General features: G+C 73.6%; 15 protein-coding genes. 3 read left to right on the top strand and 12 right to left on the bottom strand.

Going from position 1 to position 19,134, the window contains the following annotated elements:
- Window positions 1-71 precede the first annotated feature (71 nt).
- From ACZ7DE_RS12435 to ACZ7DE_RS12425, 3 genes are all read right to left on the bottom strand, one after another.
- Window positions 72-530, bottom strand: a complete 459-nt coding sequence (locus tag ACZ7DE_RS12435) for an SSI family serine proteinase inhibitor (protein WP_470760231.1) — start codon at window positions 528-530, stop codon at window positions 72-74.
- A complete protein-coding gene (locus ACZ7DE_RS12430; RefSeq protein ID WP_470760229.1) occupies window positions 527-1,855 on the bottom strand; it encodes a M14 family zinc carboxypeptidase in 1,329 nt (442 codons plus the stop codon). The genes ACZ7DE_RS12435 and ACZ7DE_RS12430 overlap by 4 nt, the downstream gene beginning before the upstream one ends.
- Before the next feature lie 139 nt (window positions 1,856-1,994).
- Window positions 1,995-2,546 (bottom strand): FHA domain-containing protein, encoded by a 552-nt coding sequence (locus tag ACZ7DE_RS12425; RefSeq protein ID WP_470760227.1) that lies wholly within the window; start codon window positions 2,544-2,546, stop codon window positions 1,995-1,997.
- Window positions 2,547-2,712: 166 nt separating this feature from the next.
- Between ACZ7DE_RS12425 and treZ the strand changes: the two genes are divergently transcribed.
- Entirely contained in the window at window positions 2,713-4,458 is a 1,746-nt protein-coding gene (gene treZ, locus ACZ7DE_RS12420; RefSeq protein WP_470760225.1) for a malto-oligosyltrehalose trehalohydrolase, read from the top strand.
- A 377-nt stretch (window positions 4,459-4,835) separates the two neighbouring features.
- Here the strand turns inward: treZ and ACZ7DE_RS12415 are convergent, their stop codons facing one another.
- The 4 genes from ACZ7DE_RS12415 to ACZ7DE_RS12400 form a co-directional block, all read right to left on the bottom strand.
- Window positions 4,836-5,798 (bottom strand): phosphotransferase family protein, encoded by a 963-nt coding sequence (locus tag ACZ7DE_RS12415; RefSeq protein WP_470760223.1) that lies wholly within the window; start codon window positions 5,796-5,798, stop codon window positions 4,836-4,838.
- 47 nt (window positions 5,799-5,845) lie between these two features.
- Window positions 5,846-6,973 (bottom strand): aminopeptidase P family protein, encoded by a 1,128-nt coding sequence (locus tag ACZ7DE_RS12410; protein WP_470760221.1) that lies wholly within the window; start codon window positions 6,971-6,973, stop codon window positions 5,846-5,848.
- A 660-nt stretch (window positions 6,974-7,633) separates the two neighbouring features.
- On the bottom strand, window positions 7,634-8,287 hold the full coding sequence (locus ACZ7DE_RS12405) for a PDZ domain-containing protein (protein ID WP_470760219.1): 654 nt from the start codon (window positions 8,285-8,287) through the stop codon (window positions 7,634-7,636).
- 107 nt (window positions 8,288-8,394) lie between these two features.
- Window positions 8,395-9,261, bottom strand: coding sequence for a LysR family transcriptional regulator (locus tag ACZ7DE_RS12400; RefSeq protein WP_470760217.1), 867 nt, complete (start codon window positions 9,259-9,261; stop codon window positions 8,395-8,397).
- Between the two features lie 108 nt (window positions 9,262-9,369).
- On the opposite strand from ACZ7DE_RS12400, the gene ACZ7DE_RS12395 reads away from it, so the two are divergent.
- Entirely contained in the window at window positions 9,370-10,101 is a 732-nt protein-coding gene (locus ACZ7DE_RS12395) for a CTP synthase C-terminal region-related (seleno)protein (protein ID WP_470760215.1), read from the top strand.
- A gap of 36 nt (window positions 10,102-10,137) precedes the next feature.
- On the opposite strand, the gene cyc2 is transcribed toward ACZ7DE_RS12395, so the two are convergent.
- From cyc2 to ACZ7DE_RS12375, 4 genes are all read right to left on the bottom strand, one after another.
- Window positions 10,138-12,309, bottom strand: coding sequence for a germacradienol/geosmin synthase Cyc2 (gene cyc2 / locus ACZ7DE_RS12390; RefSeq protein ID WP_470760213.1), 2,172 nt, complete (start codon window positions 12,307-12,309; stop codon window positions 10,138-10,140).
- Between the two features lie 195 nt (window positions 12,310-12,504).
- Window positions 12,505-13,710, bottom strand: coding sequence for a damage-control phosphatase ARMT1 family protein (locus tag ACZ7DE_RS12385; protein ID WP_470760210.1), 1,206 nt, complete (start codon window positions 13,708-13,710; stop codon window positions 12,505-12,507).
- 213 nt (window positions 13,711-13,923) lie between these two features.
- Window positions 13,924-14,580, bottom strand: a complete 657-nt coding sequence (locus tag ACZ7DE_RS12380) for a ScbR family autoregulator-binding transcription factor (RefSeq protein WP_470760209.1) — start codon at window positions 14,578-14,580, stop codon at window positions 13,924-13,926.
- A gap of 484 nt (window positions 14,581-15,064) precedes the next feature.
- Window positions 15,065-16,870, bottom strand: a complete 1,806-nt coding sequence (locus ACZ7DE_RS12375) for a S8 family peptidase (RefSeq protein WP_470760208.1) — start codon at window positions 16,868-16,870, stop codon at window positions 15,065-15,067.
- A gap of 381 nt (window positions 16,871-17,251) precedes the next feature.
- Between ACZ7DE_RS12375 and ACZ7DE_RS12370 the strand changes: the two genes are divergently transcribed.
- Window positions 17,252-18,208 (top strand): lytic polysaccharide monooxygenase auxiliary activity family 9 protein, encoded by a 957-nt coding sequence (locus ACZ7DE_RS12370; protein WP_470760206.1) that lies wholly within the window; start codon window positions 17,252-17,254, stop codon window positions 18,206-18,208.
- Between the two features lie 106 nt (window positions 18,209-18,314).
- Here the strand turns inward: ACZ7DE_RS12370 and ACZ7DE_RS12365 are convergent, their stop codons facing one another.
- Window positions 18,315-18,956, bottom strand: coding sequence for a Tat pathway signal sequence domain protein (locus ACZ7DE_RS12365; RefSeq protein WP_470760204.1), 642 nt, complete (start codon window positions 18,954-18,956; stop codon window positions 18,315-18,317).
- Window positions 18,957-19,134 lie beyond the last annotated feature (178 nt).

Genomic DNA, 19,134 nt, shown 5'->3' with positions numbered 1-19,134 from the left:
CAGCGCGAGGGGGGGCAGCGCGAGGGGGGGGTCGCGGGCACGCGCGTGTGTCCGCGACCACCCCGGCCCGCTCAGACCTCGGGCACCTCGTCGTCGTCCAGGGCGAAGACCGCCCCGGTCAGCGCCTCCCGCTCGCAGTCGTTGCCGAAGGTGCGCCGGTAGTCGACCGGGCGGCCGTTCCAGCGGCCCTGGGCGCGGACGGTCACCGGGGCGTACACGAGCGGGCAGATGCGGCTGCCGCCGTCCCCGGCGAGGGCGTCGACGTCCCCGTCGGCCTCGGCCAGGACGTCGCAGGCCTCCGCGGCCCGGGAGTGGCCCTGGGGCGGGTCGCACATCAGGAGGGTGCCGCGGGAGTCGCTGGAGCGGGAGTCGCCGCGGGTGACGGTGAGCTGGAGCCAGTTGCCGGGAAGGGCGTCCCCGGAGGCCGCCACGGCGGGGACTGCGCTCGCGGCGAGGAGGAGGGCGGCCGCGGCCGGCAGGACGCGCCGTACGGCTTTCGCCGACCGGAGATCGTGGGAGAAGTACGTCATTCCCCGTGCATCGGCACGGCGGGCCGGGTACCCCAGTCCGACTCACCCGAACGGGCAGGGTCGGGATCGGCGGGGTGGCGGCCGGCCAGGTCGAACGCGGCGAGCACGACCCGCGCCTGGTACTCCGCCTGGCGTGCCACGGGGATCCAGCGCGCCCCGCACTCGTCCCGGAAGCCGGCGCACCACGCGTCGATGAGCGCGTCCAGCTCCGGCAGCGCGCCGCTGGGGTCGTGTCGGGCGCCGGTGACCAGCTGGTGCAGCAGACCTGCCGTGCGGAGGGCGATCCGCCGCCCGGCGATGCGCAGGGCGGTCAGGTGGGCGGTGCTCAGCGGCGGGAGCGGGCGGGCCGGGTCGGCGGTGGCGGGATCCCAGGCGTCCGCGAGGCCGGGGCAGACCAGGAGGTAGTCGTCGACCGGGGCGAGCAGCCGGGCCGCGTCGGGGACGTCGAGGAGGTGCGGCCGCACCCTCGTGAGGATACGTTCCAGCACCCCGATGTCCCGGCGCAGGGCGTGACTGACGGACCGCAGGACGGCGTCCCGGTCGGCGGGCCGGGAGTCGTCCTCCACGGCCGCCACGCCCCACATGGGCGACTCGACGACCGCGGTGAGCGTGCCGTGCCGGTGCGGGTGGTACCAGGTCGACTCCACGGCGGCCTCGGTGATCGCGGCGGCCAGGTCGCCCGGGCGCGGCGGCGGGATGCGGTAGACGGCGGGTCCCAGCCGGGGCCAGTACAGGGCGTCGTGGGGGCCGAGCTCGCGGGGAATGCCGAGGCGGGCGGCCGTGTGGGCGACCCGCCGGGACAGTCCGGGCAGGTCGCGGGTCAGTTCCACGAATGCGCCCCCGACGTCGACGCCGTGCAGCGAGCACTGGAAGAAAGGTTTCAGTTCGTCCTGCAGACGCAGCAGCGCCCTGGTTTCCGGCAGCGCGGCGGCTGCCGCGCCGTCGGGCAGCCACTCCGGCTGTTCCAGGAAGCCGGGCCGGAAGAAGTGCCGGAAGTGGCGGCCGAGGCTGTAGGGGCCGGCCAGCCAGCCCTCGTTGCGGCGCAGGCCGTCGGGGTCCAGGCACAGCAGCAGGTTCCAGGTGGCGTCGGCGTCGGCGGTGAGCCGCGGGTCGGCCAGGACGCGTTCGGCGAGCCGCAGCACGGTGGCGCCGCCGACGGGCTCGTTGGCGTGCGGTCCGGCGACGACGAGGGCCTGGCGGGCGCCCCGTCCCACGGAGAGCAGCCACAGCGGCGAGCCCGCGCGCGAGACCCCGACACGGCGCAGCCGGGCGTTCCCGGAGCTGCGGGCGGCGAGCGCGGCCGCGCGGGCCGCGAGTTCGTCCACGGTCGGGTAGCGGAGGAGCGGCAGGGCACACCTCCACGGGGCGGCACCGTCGGTTCACCTGGCGTGTCCGGTGTACGCACAGTGAGTCATGGGCCTGCGGTACGTCAACACCACGTCCTGCAGAGGGACTTGAGCCGACTCAGTTCACCGAGAGGCGGAACGCCATCCGGCCGAAGGCGACCTGGTCGCCCTCGCGGACCACGGCCGCGCCGATGACACGGCGCCCGTTGACGGTCGTCCCGTTGGTCGAGCCGAGGTCGCGCAGCACCCACATGCCGCCCTGGCGACTCAGCTCGGCGTGCACCCGCGAGACGCTCTCGTGGGTCAGCCGGAGGCCGCTCGCGGGGTCGCGGCCGATGCGCAGGGCCTGCTCGGTGCCGGGGTGCGGCAGCAGGAGCTTGGGCAGCCGCTCGGCCTGCCAGGCCCTGCGCAGCCGGACGGTGAACCCCGAGACAGCCTCGACGGTGCCGAAGAGGGCGCGGGAGAAGCGGTTCTCCTTGGGCAGGTCGGCGGTGAGGACGGCGAGCTCGTCCGAGCGGCGGGCGGCGAGGGCCAGCTCCATGCGCCGGATGAACGTGTCGTGCGACAGACGCCCCACGGCGACGCCGTCACGCAGCACCTTCAGCGCCTTGTCGCGCTCCGCGTCGGTAAGCCGCGCGGGGTACGTGTTGAACTCGAAAGACGACGTCACGGTGGTGATTGTCGGTCAGCGAACCCCCGGTGTCCAGAAAACGGGTAAACACCCCGCACAGGCGCGTGGCGGCAATGGGTGTGTTCCAAAAGCGTATTGATCCCGTTTGCAGCACGATGGACGACGACGGGCTACATCACGGTGAGCAGACGAAGGGGAACCGTCCGTGCAGTTCGAGGTGTGGGCACCGCAGGCCGAACGCGTGACGCTCCAGTGCGAGGGCGTCACGCGCGCGTTGGAGCGCGATCCGGAACGCGCCGGGTGGTGGATCGGCGAGGCGCCGGCCGAGGACGGCGCCCGGTACGGCTTCGCCCTGGACGACGGCCCGCTCCGGCCCGATCCTCGCTCACGCCGCCAGCCGGACGGCCCCGAGGGGCTCAGCGCGGTCGTCGACCAGGGTCGCTACACCTGGCGTGCGCAGTGGGCCGGGCGGCCGCTGGCGGGGGCGGTCCTGTACGAGCTGCACGTGGGCACGTACACCCCGGAGGGCACCCTGGACGCGGCCGCCGGGCGGCTCAGCCACCTCGCCGAACTCGGCATCACCCACGTGGAGTTGATGCCGCTGTGCAGCTTCCCCGGCCGGCACGGCTGGGGGTACGACGGGGTGTCGCCGTGGGCGGTGCACGAGCCGTACGGCGGTCCCGAGGCGCTGAAGCGCTTCGTGGACCGGGCCCATGAGCTCGGTCTGGGCGTGGTCCTGGACGTGGTGCACAACCATCTGGGCCCGTCCGGCAACTTCCTGCCCGAGTTCGGCCCGTACTTCACCGAGACGCACCACACGCCGTGGGGGGCGGCCGTCAACCTCGACGCGCCCGGCTCGGACGAGGTGCGCGCCTACCTGGTGGACAGCGCGCTGGCCTGGCTGCGCGACTACCGGCTCGACGGGCTGCGGCTGGACGCGGTGCACGCGCTGGCGGACACGCGCGCGTGCCACTTCCTGGAGGAACTGTCGACGGCCGTGGACGCCCTCGCCGCCGAGACGGGCCGCCCGCTCTTCCTGGTCGCCGAGTCCGATCTGAACGACCCCCGGCTGATCACACCCCGCCGGGAGGGCGGCCTGGGCCTGCACGCGCAGTGGAACGACGACTTCCATCACGCCCTGCACACGGCCCTCACCGGCGAGTCCCAGGGCTACTACGCCGACTTCGCGCGCGATCCGTTCACCGCGCTCACGAAGACCCTCACCGGCGGTTTCTTCCACGACGGCGCGTACTCCGGCTTCCGGGGCCGCAGTCACGGGCGTCCGCTGGACCGCTCCCGGGTGCCGGCGCATCGGCTCCTCGGGTATGCGCAGACCCACGACCAGGTCGGCAACCGCGCCCAGGGCGACCGCCTCTCGGCATCCCTCTCCCCCGGCCTGCTGGCGTGCGCGGCCGCGCTGACGCTGACCGCCCCGTTCACTCCGATGCTGTTCATGGGCGAGGAGTGGGCCGCCGGCACGCCCTGGCAGTACTTCACCGACCACACCGACCCCGAGCTCGCCGAGGCGGTACGGCGAGGCCGACGGCGGGAGTTCACCTCGCACGGCTGGGCCGAGGAGGACGTCCCCGACCCGCAGGACCCGGCGACGCGCGAGCGCTCCTGCCTGGACTGGTCCGAGCCGCGGCGCGAGCCGCACGCGCGCGTGCTGGCCTGGTACCGCGAACTGATCGCGCTGCGGCACGCACAGGCCGACCTCACCGACCCCGACCTGGCCGACATCAAGGTGGCCCACGACGCCGAGGCCCGCTGGCTGGCCTTCCGGCGCGGCGACGTCCGGGTGGCCGTCAACCTCGGCGAGAAGCCCGCCTCGATCCCTCTGGGGCCGCGCCCGGCCCGCGTACTGGCCGCCTGGGAGCCGGTGGACGCACCGGGCCCGGACGGGCTGCTACGACTCCCCGGCCAGTCCTGCGTGGTACTCGAGCAGGACTGAGCCCGCCCGGTGGGCCGGGGGGACCCGCCCGGTGAGCGAGGGCATCCGCCCGGCGGGCGTGAGCGGGACCCGTCCGGTGAGCCGGGGGGACCCGCCCAACGGGCGTGAGCGGGACCCGTCCGGTGAGCGGGGAGATCCGCCCGGCGGGCGAGAACGGGACACCCAGTGAGCGGGAGTGAGACCGCCCGGGAGGTGATGCGGCTCCTCGCCGCCTGCGCCGGAGCGGGAGCACAGCGAGGCGGAACGGGACCTGCCCGGTGAGCGGGGGCCGGATCCGCCGGGGGGGCGGGAGCGAGTGGATCCGGGCGGGTGGGGCCGGGAGCCGCCGCCCCGGTGAGTGGGGGTGGACCGGGCGGGGCGCGCTCGGGCTGTCGCGCCTACGCGTCCTCGGCCGAACCGTCCTCCCCGTCCTCGCGCAGCTCCGTCACCCGCTCCAGCAGGATCGCCTCCCAGGCCCGTTGCAACTGGGTCCGCTGGAGGGCGAGGGCCTCGGGGTCGCGCGGGCCGGGGCCCGTGGCGCCTTTCGCGAGGCGGACGACGGTGTCGCAGCGGGCCAGCCACAGGCCGCGCAGACAGGGGCGGGCGCCGTAGCCGGCGAGGGTGGCGGCACGGACGGCGGCGCCGGAGCCGACGGCCACGGCGAGGCCGGCGATGTCCTCCGCGGGGTCCCCGACGACCGCCTCGGTCCAGTCCAGGACGCCGCGCACCCGGCCGTCGGCGCTCACCACGAGGTGCTCGCCCCGCAGCGCGTGGTGGACGAGTACGGACGTGGCAGGCTGAGCGGCCAGCTGTGCCGCGCCGGGCGGGGTGAGCTGGTGCAGGCGGGCGGGGTCGAACTCGTCGGCCCGTGCGAGGGCTTCGGCGGCGCCCACGGCCATCCGCCGCAGCGCCTCCAGGGAGCGCGGCGCGGTGCGCGGCACGCCGAGCGCCTCGGCCTGCCGGGGCGGCACCTCCCGCAGTCCGCCGAGCAGTCCGGCGAGGTCGGCCTCGCCGACGGCCGACACGTCGTGCTCCTCGGCGGTGCCGCCGGACAGCCTGGTGTCGAGGGTGTAGGTCAGCCCCGGCGACCACTCGCCCTGCGCGACGCTGGTCGGCAGGGCCACGGGGACGTGCGGGCGGACGAGGTCGCGCAGCCGCAGTTCGCGGCGGCGGCGCACACTGGCCTCGCGGTCGGGGGCCAGGCGCAGCACATGGCGGGCGCCGACCCACCAGGTGGAATGCGTGCCGCCCTCGGCGACGGGCCGTACCTCCGGCCCCGAGCCGCTCGGGCCGCTCTCCTTCAGGAGCGCGCGGACCAGTCGGCGGACGGTGTCCGCGGTGGGTGTCGGTGCCTGGGTCATGGTCGCGCCGTTGCCGTTCGGGTGGGTGCCGGGGACTCCTGGGGCGGTCAGTCCACTATGACCAGTTCGCGGGTGGTGTCGTTGAGGCGGCGGCCGCCGTCCTCGGTGACGGTGACGATGTCCTCGATGCGCACGCCGAAGCGGCCGGGCAGATAGACGCCGGGTTCGACGGAGAAGCACATGCCGGGCACGAGGGGCTGTTCCTCGCCCTCGATCATGTACGGCGGCTCGTGGGTGGTGACGCCGATGCCGTGGCCGGTGCGGTGGATGAAGTACGCGCCGTAGCCGGCGTCGGCGATGACCGCGCGGGCGGCCCGGTCGACGTCCTGGCAGGCGGCGCCGGGCCGGACCGCCCGGAAGCCCGCCTCCTGCGCCTCGCGGACGACGTCGTGGACCCGGCGCTCCTCCTCGGTGGGTTCGCCGACGTGGACAGTGCGGGAGGTGTCGGAGCCGTAGCCGTCCTTGAGGCCGCCGAAGTCGAGGACGACCATGTCGCCGCGTTCGATGACCCGGTCGCCGACCTCGTGGTGCGGGTTGGCGCCGTTCGGCCCCGAGGCGACGATGGTGAAGTCGACCTGGGAGTGCCCGAAGCGGCGCAGCAGGTCGGCGAGGTCGGCGCCGACCTCCGTCTCCCTGCGTCCGGCGAAGCGAACCTGCCGGATCTCCTCGAACGCCCGGTCCGCGGCCGCGCCCGCCGCCGCCATCAGCTCCAGCTCCGCCGCGTCCTTGACGGCGCGCAGCATCGGCAGTGCCTCGGTGAGGGAGGCGTAGGAGGTGGCGGGCAGGGCCTTCTGCAGGCCCAGAAGGTGCATCGCCCAGGCGTTGTCGCTGATCCCGAACCGGCCGCCGTCGTCGAGGAGGGCGGCGGTGAGGGCGTAGGGGTCCTTGCCGTCGGTCCAGTCGCGCAGGGTGAGCGCAGGGGAGCCGGCCGCCTTCGCGGCGTCGGGGGCCTCCAGGGTCGGCACGACGAGGACGGGGTCGCGGTCGGCGGCGAGGACGAGCAGGGTCAGCCGTTCGGTCGCGGCGGTGGGCGCGTAGCCGGTGAGCCAGACCAGGTCGGGGCCCGGCGCCACGAGGAGGCCGCCGAGTCCGGCACCGGCGGCCTCGCGCGCGGCGCGGGCCATGCGGGCCCGGTAGTCGTCGGCGGTGAAGGGCGCGGGGGCGGTGCCGGTCATCCGGGCCTCCCAGAATGGACGGGGCGACTGAGGTTTGGTGTGACGGTCGTACGGACGTGGTGACAGCGGTGTGACGACCACGGGCAGCATCCTGCCCGCCCGGAGAGCGTCTCGCGAGCCGGTTGACGAGGTTTCCGGCGCATCGCCGGCCCGGGGGGACCACCACGGTCGGCCGTCCGGGTCCGGCCGCATGCCGGGAAGCAGCAGCACGTCTGGTGGGCGCGGGCTGCGTCTCGGCGTTCAGGTGCGGGGCGCCCCGGCCGGATCCGCGACACGAGACAGGGCCGAAGTCGACGTCGGCCATCACACCGTAGGCCGCCACGGACGCCGTCGGCCGGGCGATCGCTCGGCCGGGACGGTCGGACGGTCGCGCGGGTGGGCGGAGCGCGGGGTCAGGATGAGGGGACTACGAGTGCGCGTGCAGGCGCACGGGAAGGCCCGAAGGGGGACCGGGCCGGCGGGCGGGTCGTCGGGCGGGCCCGGCAGGCGGCGGGCGGCCGGCGGGTCGCGGACGGCCGGACGAACGCAGCGACGCCCGGACGGAGCGCGGGGCCCGGACGGAGCGCGAGGGCCGGATGAGGCGCCACGAGTGCGCGTGCAGCCGCCCGGGAAGGCCCGGACGGGGTTGGTGTCGGCCCCGCCCTGTGTCGTGCGGCCGTCTCAGGTGACGACTCCGGGTACCACCGTCAACCGCCGGTAGCCGCCGCTGCGCTGCCGGACCGTCAGCTCGACTGCTGTGCCGGGGCGTGTCCGGTCGACGGCCCGGGCGAGATCCGTCGCCGAGTCGATCCTGGCGCCGCCGAACCTCAGCAGGACGTCCCCGCGGGCCAGGCCGGCCGCGAAGCCGGGGCCGGGGACGTGGACGGCGACGATCCGGGCGCCCGCCTGCCGCGCGTCCACGGCCTCCAGCCCCAGCGTCGCCCGGGCGGTGCGCGGCGGCGTGTCCGGCCGGGGCTGCCCGGACGGCCGCGGCTGCCCGGACCCCGCGGTCGGCTCGGTCGGCTCGGGTCGGCCCGGGGCGGAGCCGCCGCCGGGAGCGGCCTGCCCCACCCACGTGCCCCGCCCCGTCTGCCCCGCCTGGCGCTGCAGCTCGGCCATTCTGCTCATGCCGATCACGGTCGCCCCGACGGTGCCCAGTCCCACGCCGGACAGGACCAGTACGGCGCCGACGCACAGGCCGCACAGCGCCGTCGTCAGCCTTCGGCCGCGACGGCGCGCGGCGTGCGGGCGCGGGACCACCCGGTCGACCGGCCCGGCTCCGCCGCCGGGTTCCCGACCCGGCATGGGCTTGGGACGCAACGCTGTCTGTTCCATGGATCGCCTCCGGCCGGTGCTCTACCCGGCGCACATGCGCACCACGAGTCACGAACGAGTGAGACTGAGCCGAGGTCGGGGGTGGTACGGCGGGCGCGCGCCGCGTCTCACGCCTGCGTGGACAGCGCCTCCACCAGCGCCCGCGCCGCCCCCGAGGGCGCACCGGCGTGGACGAGTTCGATCCGGTGCGCCACCCGGGGTTCGACGACCGGGACGGCGACGGTGCCCGGGACGCCCGCGGCCGCCGAGCGGGGCAGCAGGGTCAGGCCGTGGCCGGCGGCGGCCAGGGAGGTCAGGACGCGGACGTCGGCGCCGTCGTAGCGCAGCGCGGGACGGAAGCCGTGGCCGCCGGTGGCGGCGCGCAGCTGGGGCAGCGGCAGCCCGGCGTCGGGTGCGTCCAGCCAGCGCGCGTCGGCGAGATCGCCGAGGCGCAGGCCGCTGCGCCGGGCCAGGGGATGCCCGACGGGCAGGAGCACGCTGACCGGTTCCTCGCCGACGCCGTACGTGGTCAGCGGCGCCACGTCGGGAAGCCGGAGCGGGTCGCTGGGCGCGGCCAGGCCGTCGACGAGGCCCACGTCGGCCGTCCCGTCGGCGACGGCGGCGGGGACGTCGTCACGGCCGAGCACGCGCAGCGTGACGCCGGCGGGCGGGAGCGCGGCGAGGGCGGCGGCGCCGACGGCGGTCGGCGAGGCGGCCAGCGTCAGCCCGTGCGGGGGCGCCGAGGCGAGCCGGACGACGTCCGCGCGGGCCGCGTGCAGGCGCAGCAGCAGAGGGCCCGCGTGTTCGAGCAGCCGTTCGCCGGCCGTGGTGGGGGTGACCGGGCGGCGGGTGAGCAGCGGCGCGCCGAGATCCTGTTCGAGGGCGGCGATGTGCTGGGAGACGGCCGACTGCGTGTAGCCGAGTTCCCGGGCGGCCTCGGAGAAGGACGCGAGGCGGGCGACGGCGACGTAGGTGCGCAGGAGGTGCGGGTCCATGCGCGCCAGCATCCCAGTGCCGCACACACTCTCGCATCAGTTCTGCTTATCAATGGTGCAGCAATCATCGTTGGACGTGAAGTGACGGGCGCGGCCAGGATGAGCGGCATGACCGACAACGCAGCTCAGATCGCACGGGTCGCCCTGGTCGGCGACCGCTCCCCGAACGTCGTCTCGCACACCCGCGTCCCGCTTCTGCTGGCCGCCCTCGCAGCCCGGGACCGGCTGGTCCTGGACGCCTACTGGATCCCCTCCGAGGAGGCCGCGGGTGACGCGGTGCGGGGCTTCGACGCGGTGTGGGCGGTGCCGGGCAGCCCGTACCGGAGCGAGGCGGGGGTGCTGTCCGCGATCCGCACGGCGCGCGAGGAGGGCATCCCGTTCCTCGGCACGTGCGGCGGCTTCCAGCACGCGCTGCTGGAGTACGCCCGCAACGTCTGCGGGCTGTCGCGCGCGGCGCACGCCGAGAACGATCCCGACGCGGACGACCTGCTCATCGAGCCGCTGGCCTGTTCGCTGGTGGGCCACGAGGGCGTGGTGACGCTCGAACCGGGTTCGCTCGCCCACTCCCTGGTCGGCTCCGGGCGCACGGTCGAGCGTTACTTCTGCGCGTACGGCCCCTCCCGTCACCTCGACACCCTGAGCGCCCACGGGCTGCGCTTCACCGGCCACGACGAGGACGGCCGGCCCCGGGTCGCCGAACTTCCGGACCATCCCTTCTTCCTGGCCTCCCTGTTCCAGCCGGAGCTGTCCGGCGACGGCTCGCACCCGCACCCGATCGTCCGGGCGCTGGCGCGAGCCGCGGTCGAGCACGCCGCCCGCACGACGCGTCTGCCGGCGTAGGACGTCGGGCGGCGCGGACCTCGGGCGGCTGCTCGCTCAGGAGAACGACGCGTACGGGATGCGGGCCGGCGGCGCGAGGTCCGGCAGGAAGCCGTGGGCGCGGCCGGCCAGGTAGCCGGACTTGTAGCGGTCCACCTCGCGGTGCCAGTGGAGGATTCCCGCCAGCCAGTTCTGCAGGTCGGCGACGTAGTGGCCCATCGCCTCACGGGCCTCGGGCGAGAGATCGAAGTCGTCGTACAGGACGGGCAGTTCGTGCGCGACGATGTGCTCGAACTGCTGCATGCGCTGAGTCATCAGATCGTGGACGATGCCCAGCGCCGTCGGGTAGTCGCAGCCGAAGAAGTTCTGCACGACGAGGATCGCGTTGTGCATCTCGCCCTCGTACTCGATCTCCTTCTGGTACGAGAAGACGTCGTTGGTGAGGCACGCGTAGTCCACGGCCGCGTTCTCCAGCGCGCGGACGACGCCGCTGCGGTAGATCTCCGGCGGGACGGCGGGGCCCTGGCCCATGCGGCACAGGCTCAGGGTGAGGTCGGAGCCGAACGTGGCGCGGCGCATCTCCAGGTAGTCGATCGGGTCGGGGACGCGGTTCTGCAGCTGGTTGGACAGCTCCCACACCCAGCTCTCGGTCATCGTGTCGACCGCTTCGCGCAGGGTGCGCCGCTGGCCGGGGGTCATGCCGGCGGTGGTGCGCGCCCACAGGTCGATCAGGCCGCGTTCCATGGCGTTGACGGGGACGACGGGCGCCGCCTCGCCGTCGACGGGCATGCAGGCCGACAGACGGGCCGTGGTGAGACGGGCGGCCGCAAGGTCGCGGCGGCCACCGAAGACGAGCGGGTAGTAGTCGTCGCCGTAGGTGCCCCAGGCGAGCCACTGGGCGCTGAGGTCGAGGGCCTCGGGGGTGGCGTCCGGGTCGAGACCGGCCGAGCAGAGGGGGAGGTCGTAGGCGGCGAGTTTGTCCTCGTCCCAGACGCCCTCGTGGAGCATGCCCGTGCGGTGCATCCAGGCCGTCAGACGCGGCCGGCACGCCGCGAGGTGCGGGCTGAGCTCGACCTGGAACGGCATGTGGAAGTCGGGCAGCAGGGAGGGGCCGACCTTCTGGAACGGCACGTGCGCGTACGCGCGCAGGCGTTCGGCCGCGGCCGAGGCGAGCAGCGCGCCGACGTCGGCTGCGGAGGTGCCCGGGCCGGCGGGCTTCTGCCACGGCGCGCCGGTGGCCGCGCCCTTGTTCATGTAGCGGCTGGAGCGCATGTGCCACTCATGGCCGCCGGACTGCCAGTCCTGCAGGCCCTTGGTGTAGGCCGCGACGGCCGCCAGCTCGTCCGGCCGGAGCCCCTTCTCCAGGGCCAGCGCCGGGACTTCGGTGAACGCGGTGTGCTCGAACTGGTGGAGGCGGGAGGTGAGGATGTCGTTGACGGTGTCGGCGGCCTCCTGGGTGGTACAGCCGAAGAACGTCTCCAGGACGAGCACGCCGTTGCTGTTCTCGCCCTCGTCCTCGACCTCGCGCTGGTAGGAGAACAGGTCGTTGCGCAGGTGCACGGCGTCGGAGAAGGTCTCCATCAGGACCCTGAGCGGCCTCGTTCCGGCGACGGCCGCGGGGACCTCGGCGGTCGCGTACTCCACGAGCCCCGCCGACCAGGGGGCGCCGCCCACCTTGCGGCGCATCTCGACGTACTCGACGGGGTTGGCGATCCGGCCCTCGTCGATGTTGGACAGCTCCCACATCGACTCGTTGAGCAGGTGTTCCGTCGCCACGGCGAACCGGCGCCGCCAGTCCTCGGACATGGCCGGGACCGTGCGCGTCCACAGGTCCTTCAGGCCCGCCTCCACCGGGTTCTGCGGTGCGGGCACGGGCGTGGACAGGTCCAGCGGCATGAACAGCGGCAGCCGGTCCAGGTGGGCCTTGCCCGCGGCCCGGTCGGGGGTGCGTTTGAACATGTCGAGGAAGTGGTCGTCGAAGAAGAACACCCACACGTACCAGTCGGTGATCAGCGACAGCGCCGGACCGTCGCAGTCGGGGTGGGTGTAGGCGCAGAGCAGGCCGTAGTCGTGCGCGTCCAGGTCGGCCTGCTCCCAGATCCCGGACCCCTCCAGCATGCCCATGTCGCGCGCCCACTGCGTGGAATGGACCCGCGCCTCCTCGACGTGCGGGTTCAGCCGCGCGGGGTGCGGCATGTAGAAATGCGGGAGTTCGAACGGTTGCGTCATGGCCGGGCCCTACCCGGGGGTGCGAACCGCCATCCGTGGGGCGACACATGATCACACCATCGCGTGAATCGGGCGGGAAACGGTGAACCGTTCCGAAGTCTGCCTGTCCGTCAGCATGACCGTCGGCATGTTCCGTGCCAGGTGCTCCACGAGCGGACGCGGGTGTCGGACATCGCGATCACCGTCGCCCGCGCGTCACCGCCGCAGCTGGATCAGCGCATGTGTCCCGCCGGTGCGCCAGCGCTGCCCCTCCGCGGCGACCAGCGCGGCCTCCGTCTCGGCGTCGAGACCGGTGATCACGTCGGACTTCAGGGTGCGCAGCGCGACGACCGGGCCGGGGAAGGAGGCGGTGACGTCGGCGAACGGGGTGGTCGGGGCCCACCGGCTGTCGCCCACCAGACGGCGGTAGTTGAGGTCGCCCTTCACGATCGTCAGGGCGGCCGCCTCGAACTCGGCCCGTAGGTCGTCCGGCATCTGCGCGTAGGGCAGGGGCGCTGCGGAGAACGGATGCGCGCGGACCGTGAGAGTGCCGTCGGCCATGGCCGCCCAGAGACGTCGGCCGTACTCGGCGGCGGCTCCCCCCGCGCCCGTCAGCTTCCTCAGCGCGTCGACGACGTCGGCCGTCGTGGCGTCCGAGACGTAGTACGGGTAGGGCTTGACGTGCAGGACGACCCGGTCGCACCGCCCCTGGTCGAGGAGATGGGCGGCCAGGAGAAGGTCGGGGATCAGCTCGCGGCCGGCGTTGTCGGCGACCAGGCACAGGGTCGTCCCCTCGGTCGCGCCCCCACCGGCCCTCGTGTTCATGTCCGCCAGCAGGGACCAAAGCGCCTCGCTGTCGTCGGCGACGAGCCCCGGTACGGCGGCCCGCTCCTCGGCCTCGGCGTCGGACAGCCGGAAGCCGAGGTCGGCGCGGTTGCCCCACAGTGCCCCGTGCAGGAGCGCGCGGGCCCGCTCCTCGACCGGTCGGCCCGTGAGGGTGTCGAGCACGGCCAGTTCCTCGTCGGTCTCGGGGGCGTCGAGTTCGGCGAGCTTGAAGGGGCGGAAGGGGTCGATGCCGGCCCAGGGGCCGGGCCCGAAGTAGCCGACCGCGTCGAGAAGCCGCCGGTAGAAGTAGCTCTCCGACCACAGCCAGGGGACGTCGAACCAGGAACGGCCGGCCCAGGCGTCGAGACCCCAGTCCCGCCAGCGGTCCCGGTCGTGCGCGTCGGCGGGCAGCGGTTCGATCACGCCCTTGGTGCAGCCGTCCAGCAGCGCGTCCAGGGCGCGGTGGGCTTCGGGACCGTGGGGGAAGGCGTCCCGCACCTGCCGGATGATCGCCGGATGCCGTTCGGCCAGCACGCTGTGGGGGAACGACCCGGGTTCGTTGCCGAGGATCACGGGCGGGGCGGGGGCGCGACGCATGCGGCTCACCGTATCGCGGGCGCGGGGCGGGACCGGTCGAGGCGCGGGACCGCGCGGGCGACGACCGGCAGCCGGTCCCCTACCCCGCGGACCACGCGGCCGGCCCGGCCGGCATCCACCGCCCCCCGGACGCGTTTCCCGACCGCGCACCGACCGCACACGCCCGGCCGGGCAGTCGGCGGGCGCGTGTCCGCCGGCCCCGCGTCGGCCTCTTCAGACTGCGGCCGCCGCCATGATCTCGCGTTCCAGCCGCGCGGCGAGGGTCAGATAGCGCGGCCGACGCGGTACCGGCACGAGGCCGCGGATGAGGACGTACCACATCTCGGACATCCGGCGGGGCAGTCGGCCGGCGGGTTCACGGGAGCGGCCGACGACGCGGGTGCCGACGAAGAAGCAGACCAGGGAGTGGGCCACGGCGTCGACGTCGACGTCCGCATGGATGTCGGCCTCCTTGACCGCGCCGCCGAGCCGCCGGGAGATCAGGTCCAGCAACTCCGTGAAGGGATGCGGCAGGGGTGGCCGTACCGCCACTCCCCCGGTGGCGAGCCGCAGGCCGGCGCGGGCGATCGGGCCCTCGACCGACAGCTTCGTCAGACTGAACGTCAGGCGGATCACGGCTTCGAGGGACGCGTAGCCACGGTCGTCGATGTCGCCGGCGATCCGGCGGGCGGCCTGGGACTGCAACTCCATGATGGCGTGAGCCAGGTCCTCCTTCGCCGCGAAGTGGAAGTAGAGGGCGCCCTTGGTGACATGGGCGTGCGCGACGATGTCACTGAGGCTGGTCGACTCGTAGCCCTGCCGGTCGAACAGGTCGGCGGCGGCCGTGATGATCGTCGTACGGGTCTGTTCGGCGCGTAACTGCCTCGCCATCGGCTGATACTCTCCCGGGCCGGTAAAGAACGGGTCGTGCCGTTTTTTCTTACCGCACGTACACAATAGCTCACCGTACGGCGGCGCTGACTGGGTGGCGGAGGCCGTCGACTCCCCTTGGGCGACCCCGACTTGCCCGCAGAGGGCGACTTCTCCCGGGCTAGCCTGCCACAGGAAACGTACCAGTGGCACAGCCGGGGCGACCACAGAAAGAGACGGGATGCGCGGTTTCTTGGGGCGGATACCGGAGGGCGGGACGGGCATGACAGCCGGGTGACACGTGTAACGGTCGACGGGACAGCTGCCGCTGGTCAACAACCGTCTGTTCTCGGTCGGTTCGCAGCAAGGTCGCGAAAACGGTTGCGGAAACGGACATGAGGCGGGCCGGCCGGTGTCCATCCACACCGGCCGGCCCGCCCGTTCATCGAGGCGCGACGACTTCGAGAGTCCGCTCAGAAGGCCGGAAAGCCGGCCGGCGAGTCGCTCAGAAGGTCAGCGTCCAGCTGTTGAGCCGGCCCGTGTCCTGGGCGGCCGTGTCCTGAACGCGCAGCTTCCAGGTGCCGTTGGCCGTCTCGCTGGAGGCGTTCACCGAGTAGGTGGTCCTGACGTCGTCCACGGAGTCCGAGCTGCTGGCCGCCTTCAGGCGGTAGGCCGTGCCGTCGGGCGCGACGAGGTCGATCACCAGGTCGCCGCGGTAGGTGTGGGTGATGTCCACGCCGACCTGAAGTGCGGTCGGGGCGTTGCCCGTTCGGCCGCTGACGGTGATCGGGGACTCGACGGCGGAGCCGTTGTCCGGGATCGAGAGCGCGGTCGTGTTGGAGAAGGTGGTGCCCCCCGTGGAGCCGCCGGAGCCGCTCACCGCCTGCACCGTCCTGGCCGCGTCCGCCAGGCCCGCGCCGCAGCCGCCGGAGCAGGCGCCGGGCAGGGCTCGGGCGTTGGCCTTGATGGCCGTCTCGATCTGCGCCGGGGTCAGCGTGGAGTTCGCCGACTTCATCAGGGCGACCAGGCCCGCGATGTGCGGAGTGGCCATGCTGGTGCCCTGGTAATAGGCGTACGACTCGCTCGACGGCGTCTTGGTCCCTGAGTTCAGGGTGGACAGGATGCCGTTCGCGGTGCCGGTGCTGGTCTGGCCGCCGGGCGCCGAGATGTCCACGAGGGAGCCGTAGTTGGAGTAGGACGCCTTGGCGCCGGTGCGGTTGGTCGCCGCGACCGAGATGACGTTGTTGCAGTTGCCCGGCGAGTGGTTGGCGACGTTGTCGTTGTCGTTGCCGGCGGCCACGACGACGGTCGTGCCCCGGTTCACGGCGGCGGTGATCGCGCTCTGGGTGGCCGAGGTGCACGCCCCGTCGCCGCCCAGGCTCATGTTGATGACCTTGGCGACGTTGGAGTTGGCGGGAACGCCGGAGACCGTTCCGCCGGAGGCCCAGGTGATGGCGTCGATGATGTCTGAGTCGTAGCCGCCGCACTTGCCGAGGACACGGACCGGCGAGATCTTCGCGCCGTACGCGATGCCGGCGACGCCCTTGCCGTTGTTGGTGACGGCGGCGATCGTGCCCGCCACGTGGGTGCCGTGCCAGGAGGAGTTGCTGGCCGGGACGCCGGAGCCGCAGTCGTTGGCGGCGTAGTAGTCGCCCGGGTCGGCCGGGTTGCTGTCGCGGCCGTCGCCGTCGACGGAGACCGCGGTGTCGGCGATGAAGTCGTAGCCGCCGACGATGTTCGCGGCGAGGTCGCTGTGCGCCACGTAACCGGTGTCGATCACGGCCACGGTGACGCCGGCGCCTGTCGACGTGGTCCAGGCGCCCGGCACGTTCATGCCGGCGGTGGACTCGAAGAGGTCCCACTGCTTGGCGTACTCGGTGTCGTTCGGGTCGGCCTTCGGCTTGTTCAGCCGGTCCGGGACCACGTAGGCGACCTGCGGGTCGGCCCGGTACTGGGCGACGACGTCGGCGACGTCCGCCTTCGTGAGGTCGTCGCCCAGGTCGACCAGGGCGGCGCCGGTGCCGAGACGGCGCTGGAAGTCGACGTCCTCGCCGGCCTCCTTGCCCTTGGCGACGGCGTCGGCCTCGGCGGCCGGGTTCGAGCTGGCCTCGGCGGCCCCGGACCTGTAGCCGACGATGAGACGCTCGGCCGGGGTGCCGGGCGCGGCCTCGGTCTGGGCGGCGGGGAGGGTGGAACCCTGCGAGACGGTTTCCCCGGCGACGGCCGAGGCCGTCGACGCGGCGGTGAGCAGGGCCGCGGAGACCGCGGCGACGGATATCAGCTTCCGTCTCAGGGCGGGAGAGGTGCGCAAGAGCGTGCCTTTCGGGGCCGGCTCCGGACAGGGCGGAGCAACGGTCGATTCGCTTCGGCGTCGAAGCGGCGGGGGGTGAATCGAAGTGCAGCGCGATAGGCCGGCCAGGCGCGGGCACCGACCCTGTCGGGGTTACCTGTGGGTCAGCTGTGGTGGAACGATAAACAAAGGATCAGTCAAAGGGATACGGGGGAAACCCTCGATCCGGACGGCGCCCCACCCTCGACCGGCACGAGCGGTCGCCGAACGCCCGCTCCGCTCCCAGGAGACGGACAGCAGCAGACGGGTACGGACAGCCGCAGACCGACGCACTGAACGCACCAGGCCGCTTTCCCGTACTCACGGCAGACCGTTACCGCGTCGGCCGAGGAGACGTCCCCGATGCCCCGCATGACCGCACACCGCGCCGCAGCCCTGGCGGCCGCCGCCGTGAGTCCGCTTCTGCTGGGCCTGTGGGCCGCCGGACCGGCCCAGGCGCACGGCGCCCCGACCAATCCGGTCAGCCGGGTGTACGCCTGCTCGCCCGAGGGCGGCGCCGACGCCAGGACCGCGGCCTGCCGTGCGGCCGTCGACGCGAACGGCACGTCCTTCGCCGCCTGGGACAACCTGCGGGTGGCGAACGTGAACGGCCGTGACCGGCGGGTCGTCCCGGACGGGCAGTTGTGCAGCGGCGGGCTGTCCGCGTACAAGGGACTCGACCTCGCCCGCGGCGACTGGCCGTCGACCCGGCTGTCGCCGGGCGGGACCCTGCGCATGACGTACGCCTCGACGATCGCGCACACCGGCACGTTCAAGCTGTATCTGACGAAGCCGGGGTACGACCCGTCGAAGCCGCTCACCTGGTCCGATCTGCCGGAGCGGCCGTTCGCCGAGGTCAAGGACCCGCAACTGCAGAACGGCGCGTACCGCTTCTCGGCGAAGCTGCCCGCCGACCGGACGGGACGGCAGGTGCTGTACACGATCTGGCAGAACAGCAGCACGCCCGACACCTACTACTCGTGCTCGGACGTGGTGTTCTCGGCGCCGGCCTCGGAAGGCGAACCGGAGAACAGGCCGGCGAGCTCGCCGGCGGCGAAGGCGCCCGTTTCCACCCCGCCCACCACGTCGACCGCGCCGAGGAGCGGGGCGCCGGCGGCGTCGTCCGGTACCCCGTCCGCCGCGGCGGCGCCCGGACGCGGGGCGGCGCTGGCCGACGCGGCCGCCCCCGAGAGCACCCCTGTGGCGTCCGACACCGCGGCCGGCTCCGGGCCGTCCGCACCGATGGTGGCGGGCGGCGCCGCGGCCGTGCTGGTGCTCACCGGCGGGGCCGCCCTGGCCGCGCGTCTGCGTCGGCGCTGAGTCGCGGACGCACGGACGTCGAACGCCCGATTCCGGGTGCACGGGCATCGGTTGCCCGTGCACCCGGATCAGGTGTCCTTACGCGGATCGGTCCCGCGAGGCGTGATCAGTTGACGGTGACGGCCGCGCCGGCGTCGGTCACCGGCGAGTACTTCGCGGTGAAGTAGCCGTTGGCGAAGCAGAGCGACGAGCCGGACGTCTTGGTGAACTGCTGGCTGGTGAAGGTGATGCTGTTGTCGGCGTTGTTCGCCACGCCGGTCAGGCTGGGGGCCTGGTAGACGCAGTTGATGCTGCCGAGCAGGGTGCGCAGCACGACGGTGGTCTGGATGGAGGTGCCGGCCGCCGGGGTCACGGTGACGGCGCCGTCCGAGGCCACGCTGGTGGTGTAGGGCAGGTTGTTGACCGTGATGCTGGTGACGCCGAGCACGCCGAGCACGTTCGTGGTGCAGTTGGCGAAGGAGTGCGCGGTGAGCGACTCGGTGGCGGTGCCGGGAGCGGTGGGGTTGTCGGTGACGGTGGCGCTGAAGGCGGACGTGGCACAGGAGACACCGCTGGTGCCGGTGGCGCTGGAGTACAGCGTGGCGTTCGTGCCGCCGGCCAGGGACGCGTTGAGGACGTCACCGACAGCGACGTCGCCGTTGGCGGTCGTCAGCACCGCACCGGCCGCGGAGGCCGGGGTGACGGCGGTCAGCGAGAGGGCGGCGACAGTACCGGCAAGGGCGAGGAGGGAACGGGAGCGGGTGCGCATGCGGGTGCCTCTTTCTCAAGGGGGGTGCTTTTCGGGGGAGTTGGTCAGGACGGGGTGAACCGGCGCGTTGCTGGGAGCAACATGGGGGGACGCGTTCGGCGTCCGCCGCCGCCGGCCCGTGACGCCTTCTCCGTACGTGACGGACCGGCAACGGCAGGCGACCGGTGACCGGCCGGAG

The sequence above is a fragment of the Streptomyces sp. NPDC037083 genome (assembly GCF_055606485.1).
This window is presented reverse-complemented; position numbering and strand designations above follow the sequence as displayed.

Excerpts from the sequence above, each read along its gene's own strand:
- ACZ7DE_RS12435 (WP_470760231.1), bottom strand. The coding sequence starts at position 530 with ATGACGTACTTCTCCCACGATCTCCGGTCGGCGAAAGCCGTACGGCGC.
- ACZ7DE_RS12415 (WP_470760223.1), bottom strand. The coding sequence starts at position 5,798 with ATGACCCAGGCACCGACACCCACCGCGGACACCGTCCGCCGACTGGTC.
- ACZ7DE_RS12410 (WP_470760221.1), bottom strand. The coding sequence starts at position 6,973 with ATGACCGGCACCGCCCCCGCGCCCTTCACCGCCGACGACTACCGGGCC.
- ACZ7DE_RS12405 (WP_470760219.1), bottom strand. The coding sequence starts at position 8,287 with ATGGAACAGACAGCGTTGCGTCCCAAGCCCATGCCGGGTCGGGAACCC.
- ACZ7DE_RS12400 (WP_470760217.1), bottom strand. The coding sequence starts at position 9,261 with ATGGACCCGCACCTCCTGCGCACCTACGTCGCCGTCGCCCGCCTCGCG.
- ACZ7DE_RS12395 (WP_470760215.1), top strand. The coding sequence starts at position 9,370 with ATGACCGACAACGCAGCTCAGATCGCACGGGTCGCCCTGGTCGGCGAC.
- cyc2 (WP_470760213.1), bottom strand. The coding sequence starts at position 12,309 with ATGACGCAACCGTTCGAACTCCCGCATTTCTACATGCCGCACCCCGCG.
- ACZ7DE_RS12385 (WP_470760210.1), bottom strand. The coding sequence starts at position 13,710 with ATGCGTCGCGCCCCCGCCCCGCCCGTGATCCTCGGCAACGAACCCGGG.
- ACZ7DE_RS12380 (WP_470760209.1), bottom strand. The coding sequence starts at position 14,580 with ATGGCGAGGCAGTTACGCGCCGAACAGACCCGTACGACGATCATCACG.
- ACZ7DE_RS12370 (WP_470760206.1), top strand. The coding sequence starts at position 17,252 with ATGCCCCGCATGACCGCACACCGCGCCGCAGCCCTGGCGGCCGCCGCC.
- ACZ7DE_RS12365 (WP_470760204.1), bottom strand. The coding sequence starts at position 18,956 with ATGCGCACCCGCTCCCGTTCCCTCCTCGCCCTTGCCGGTACTGTCGCC.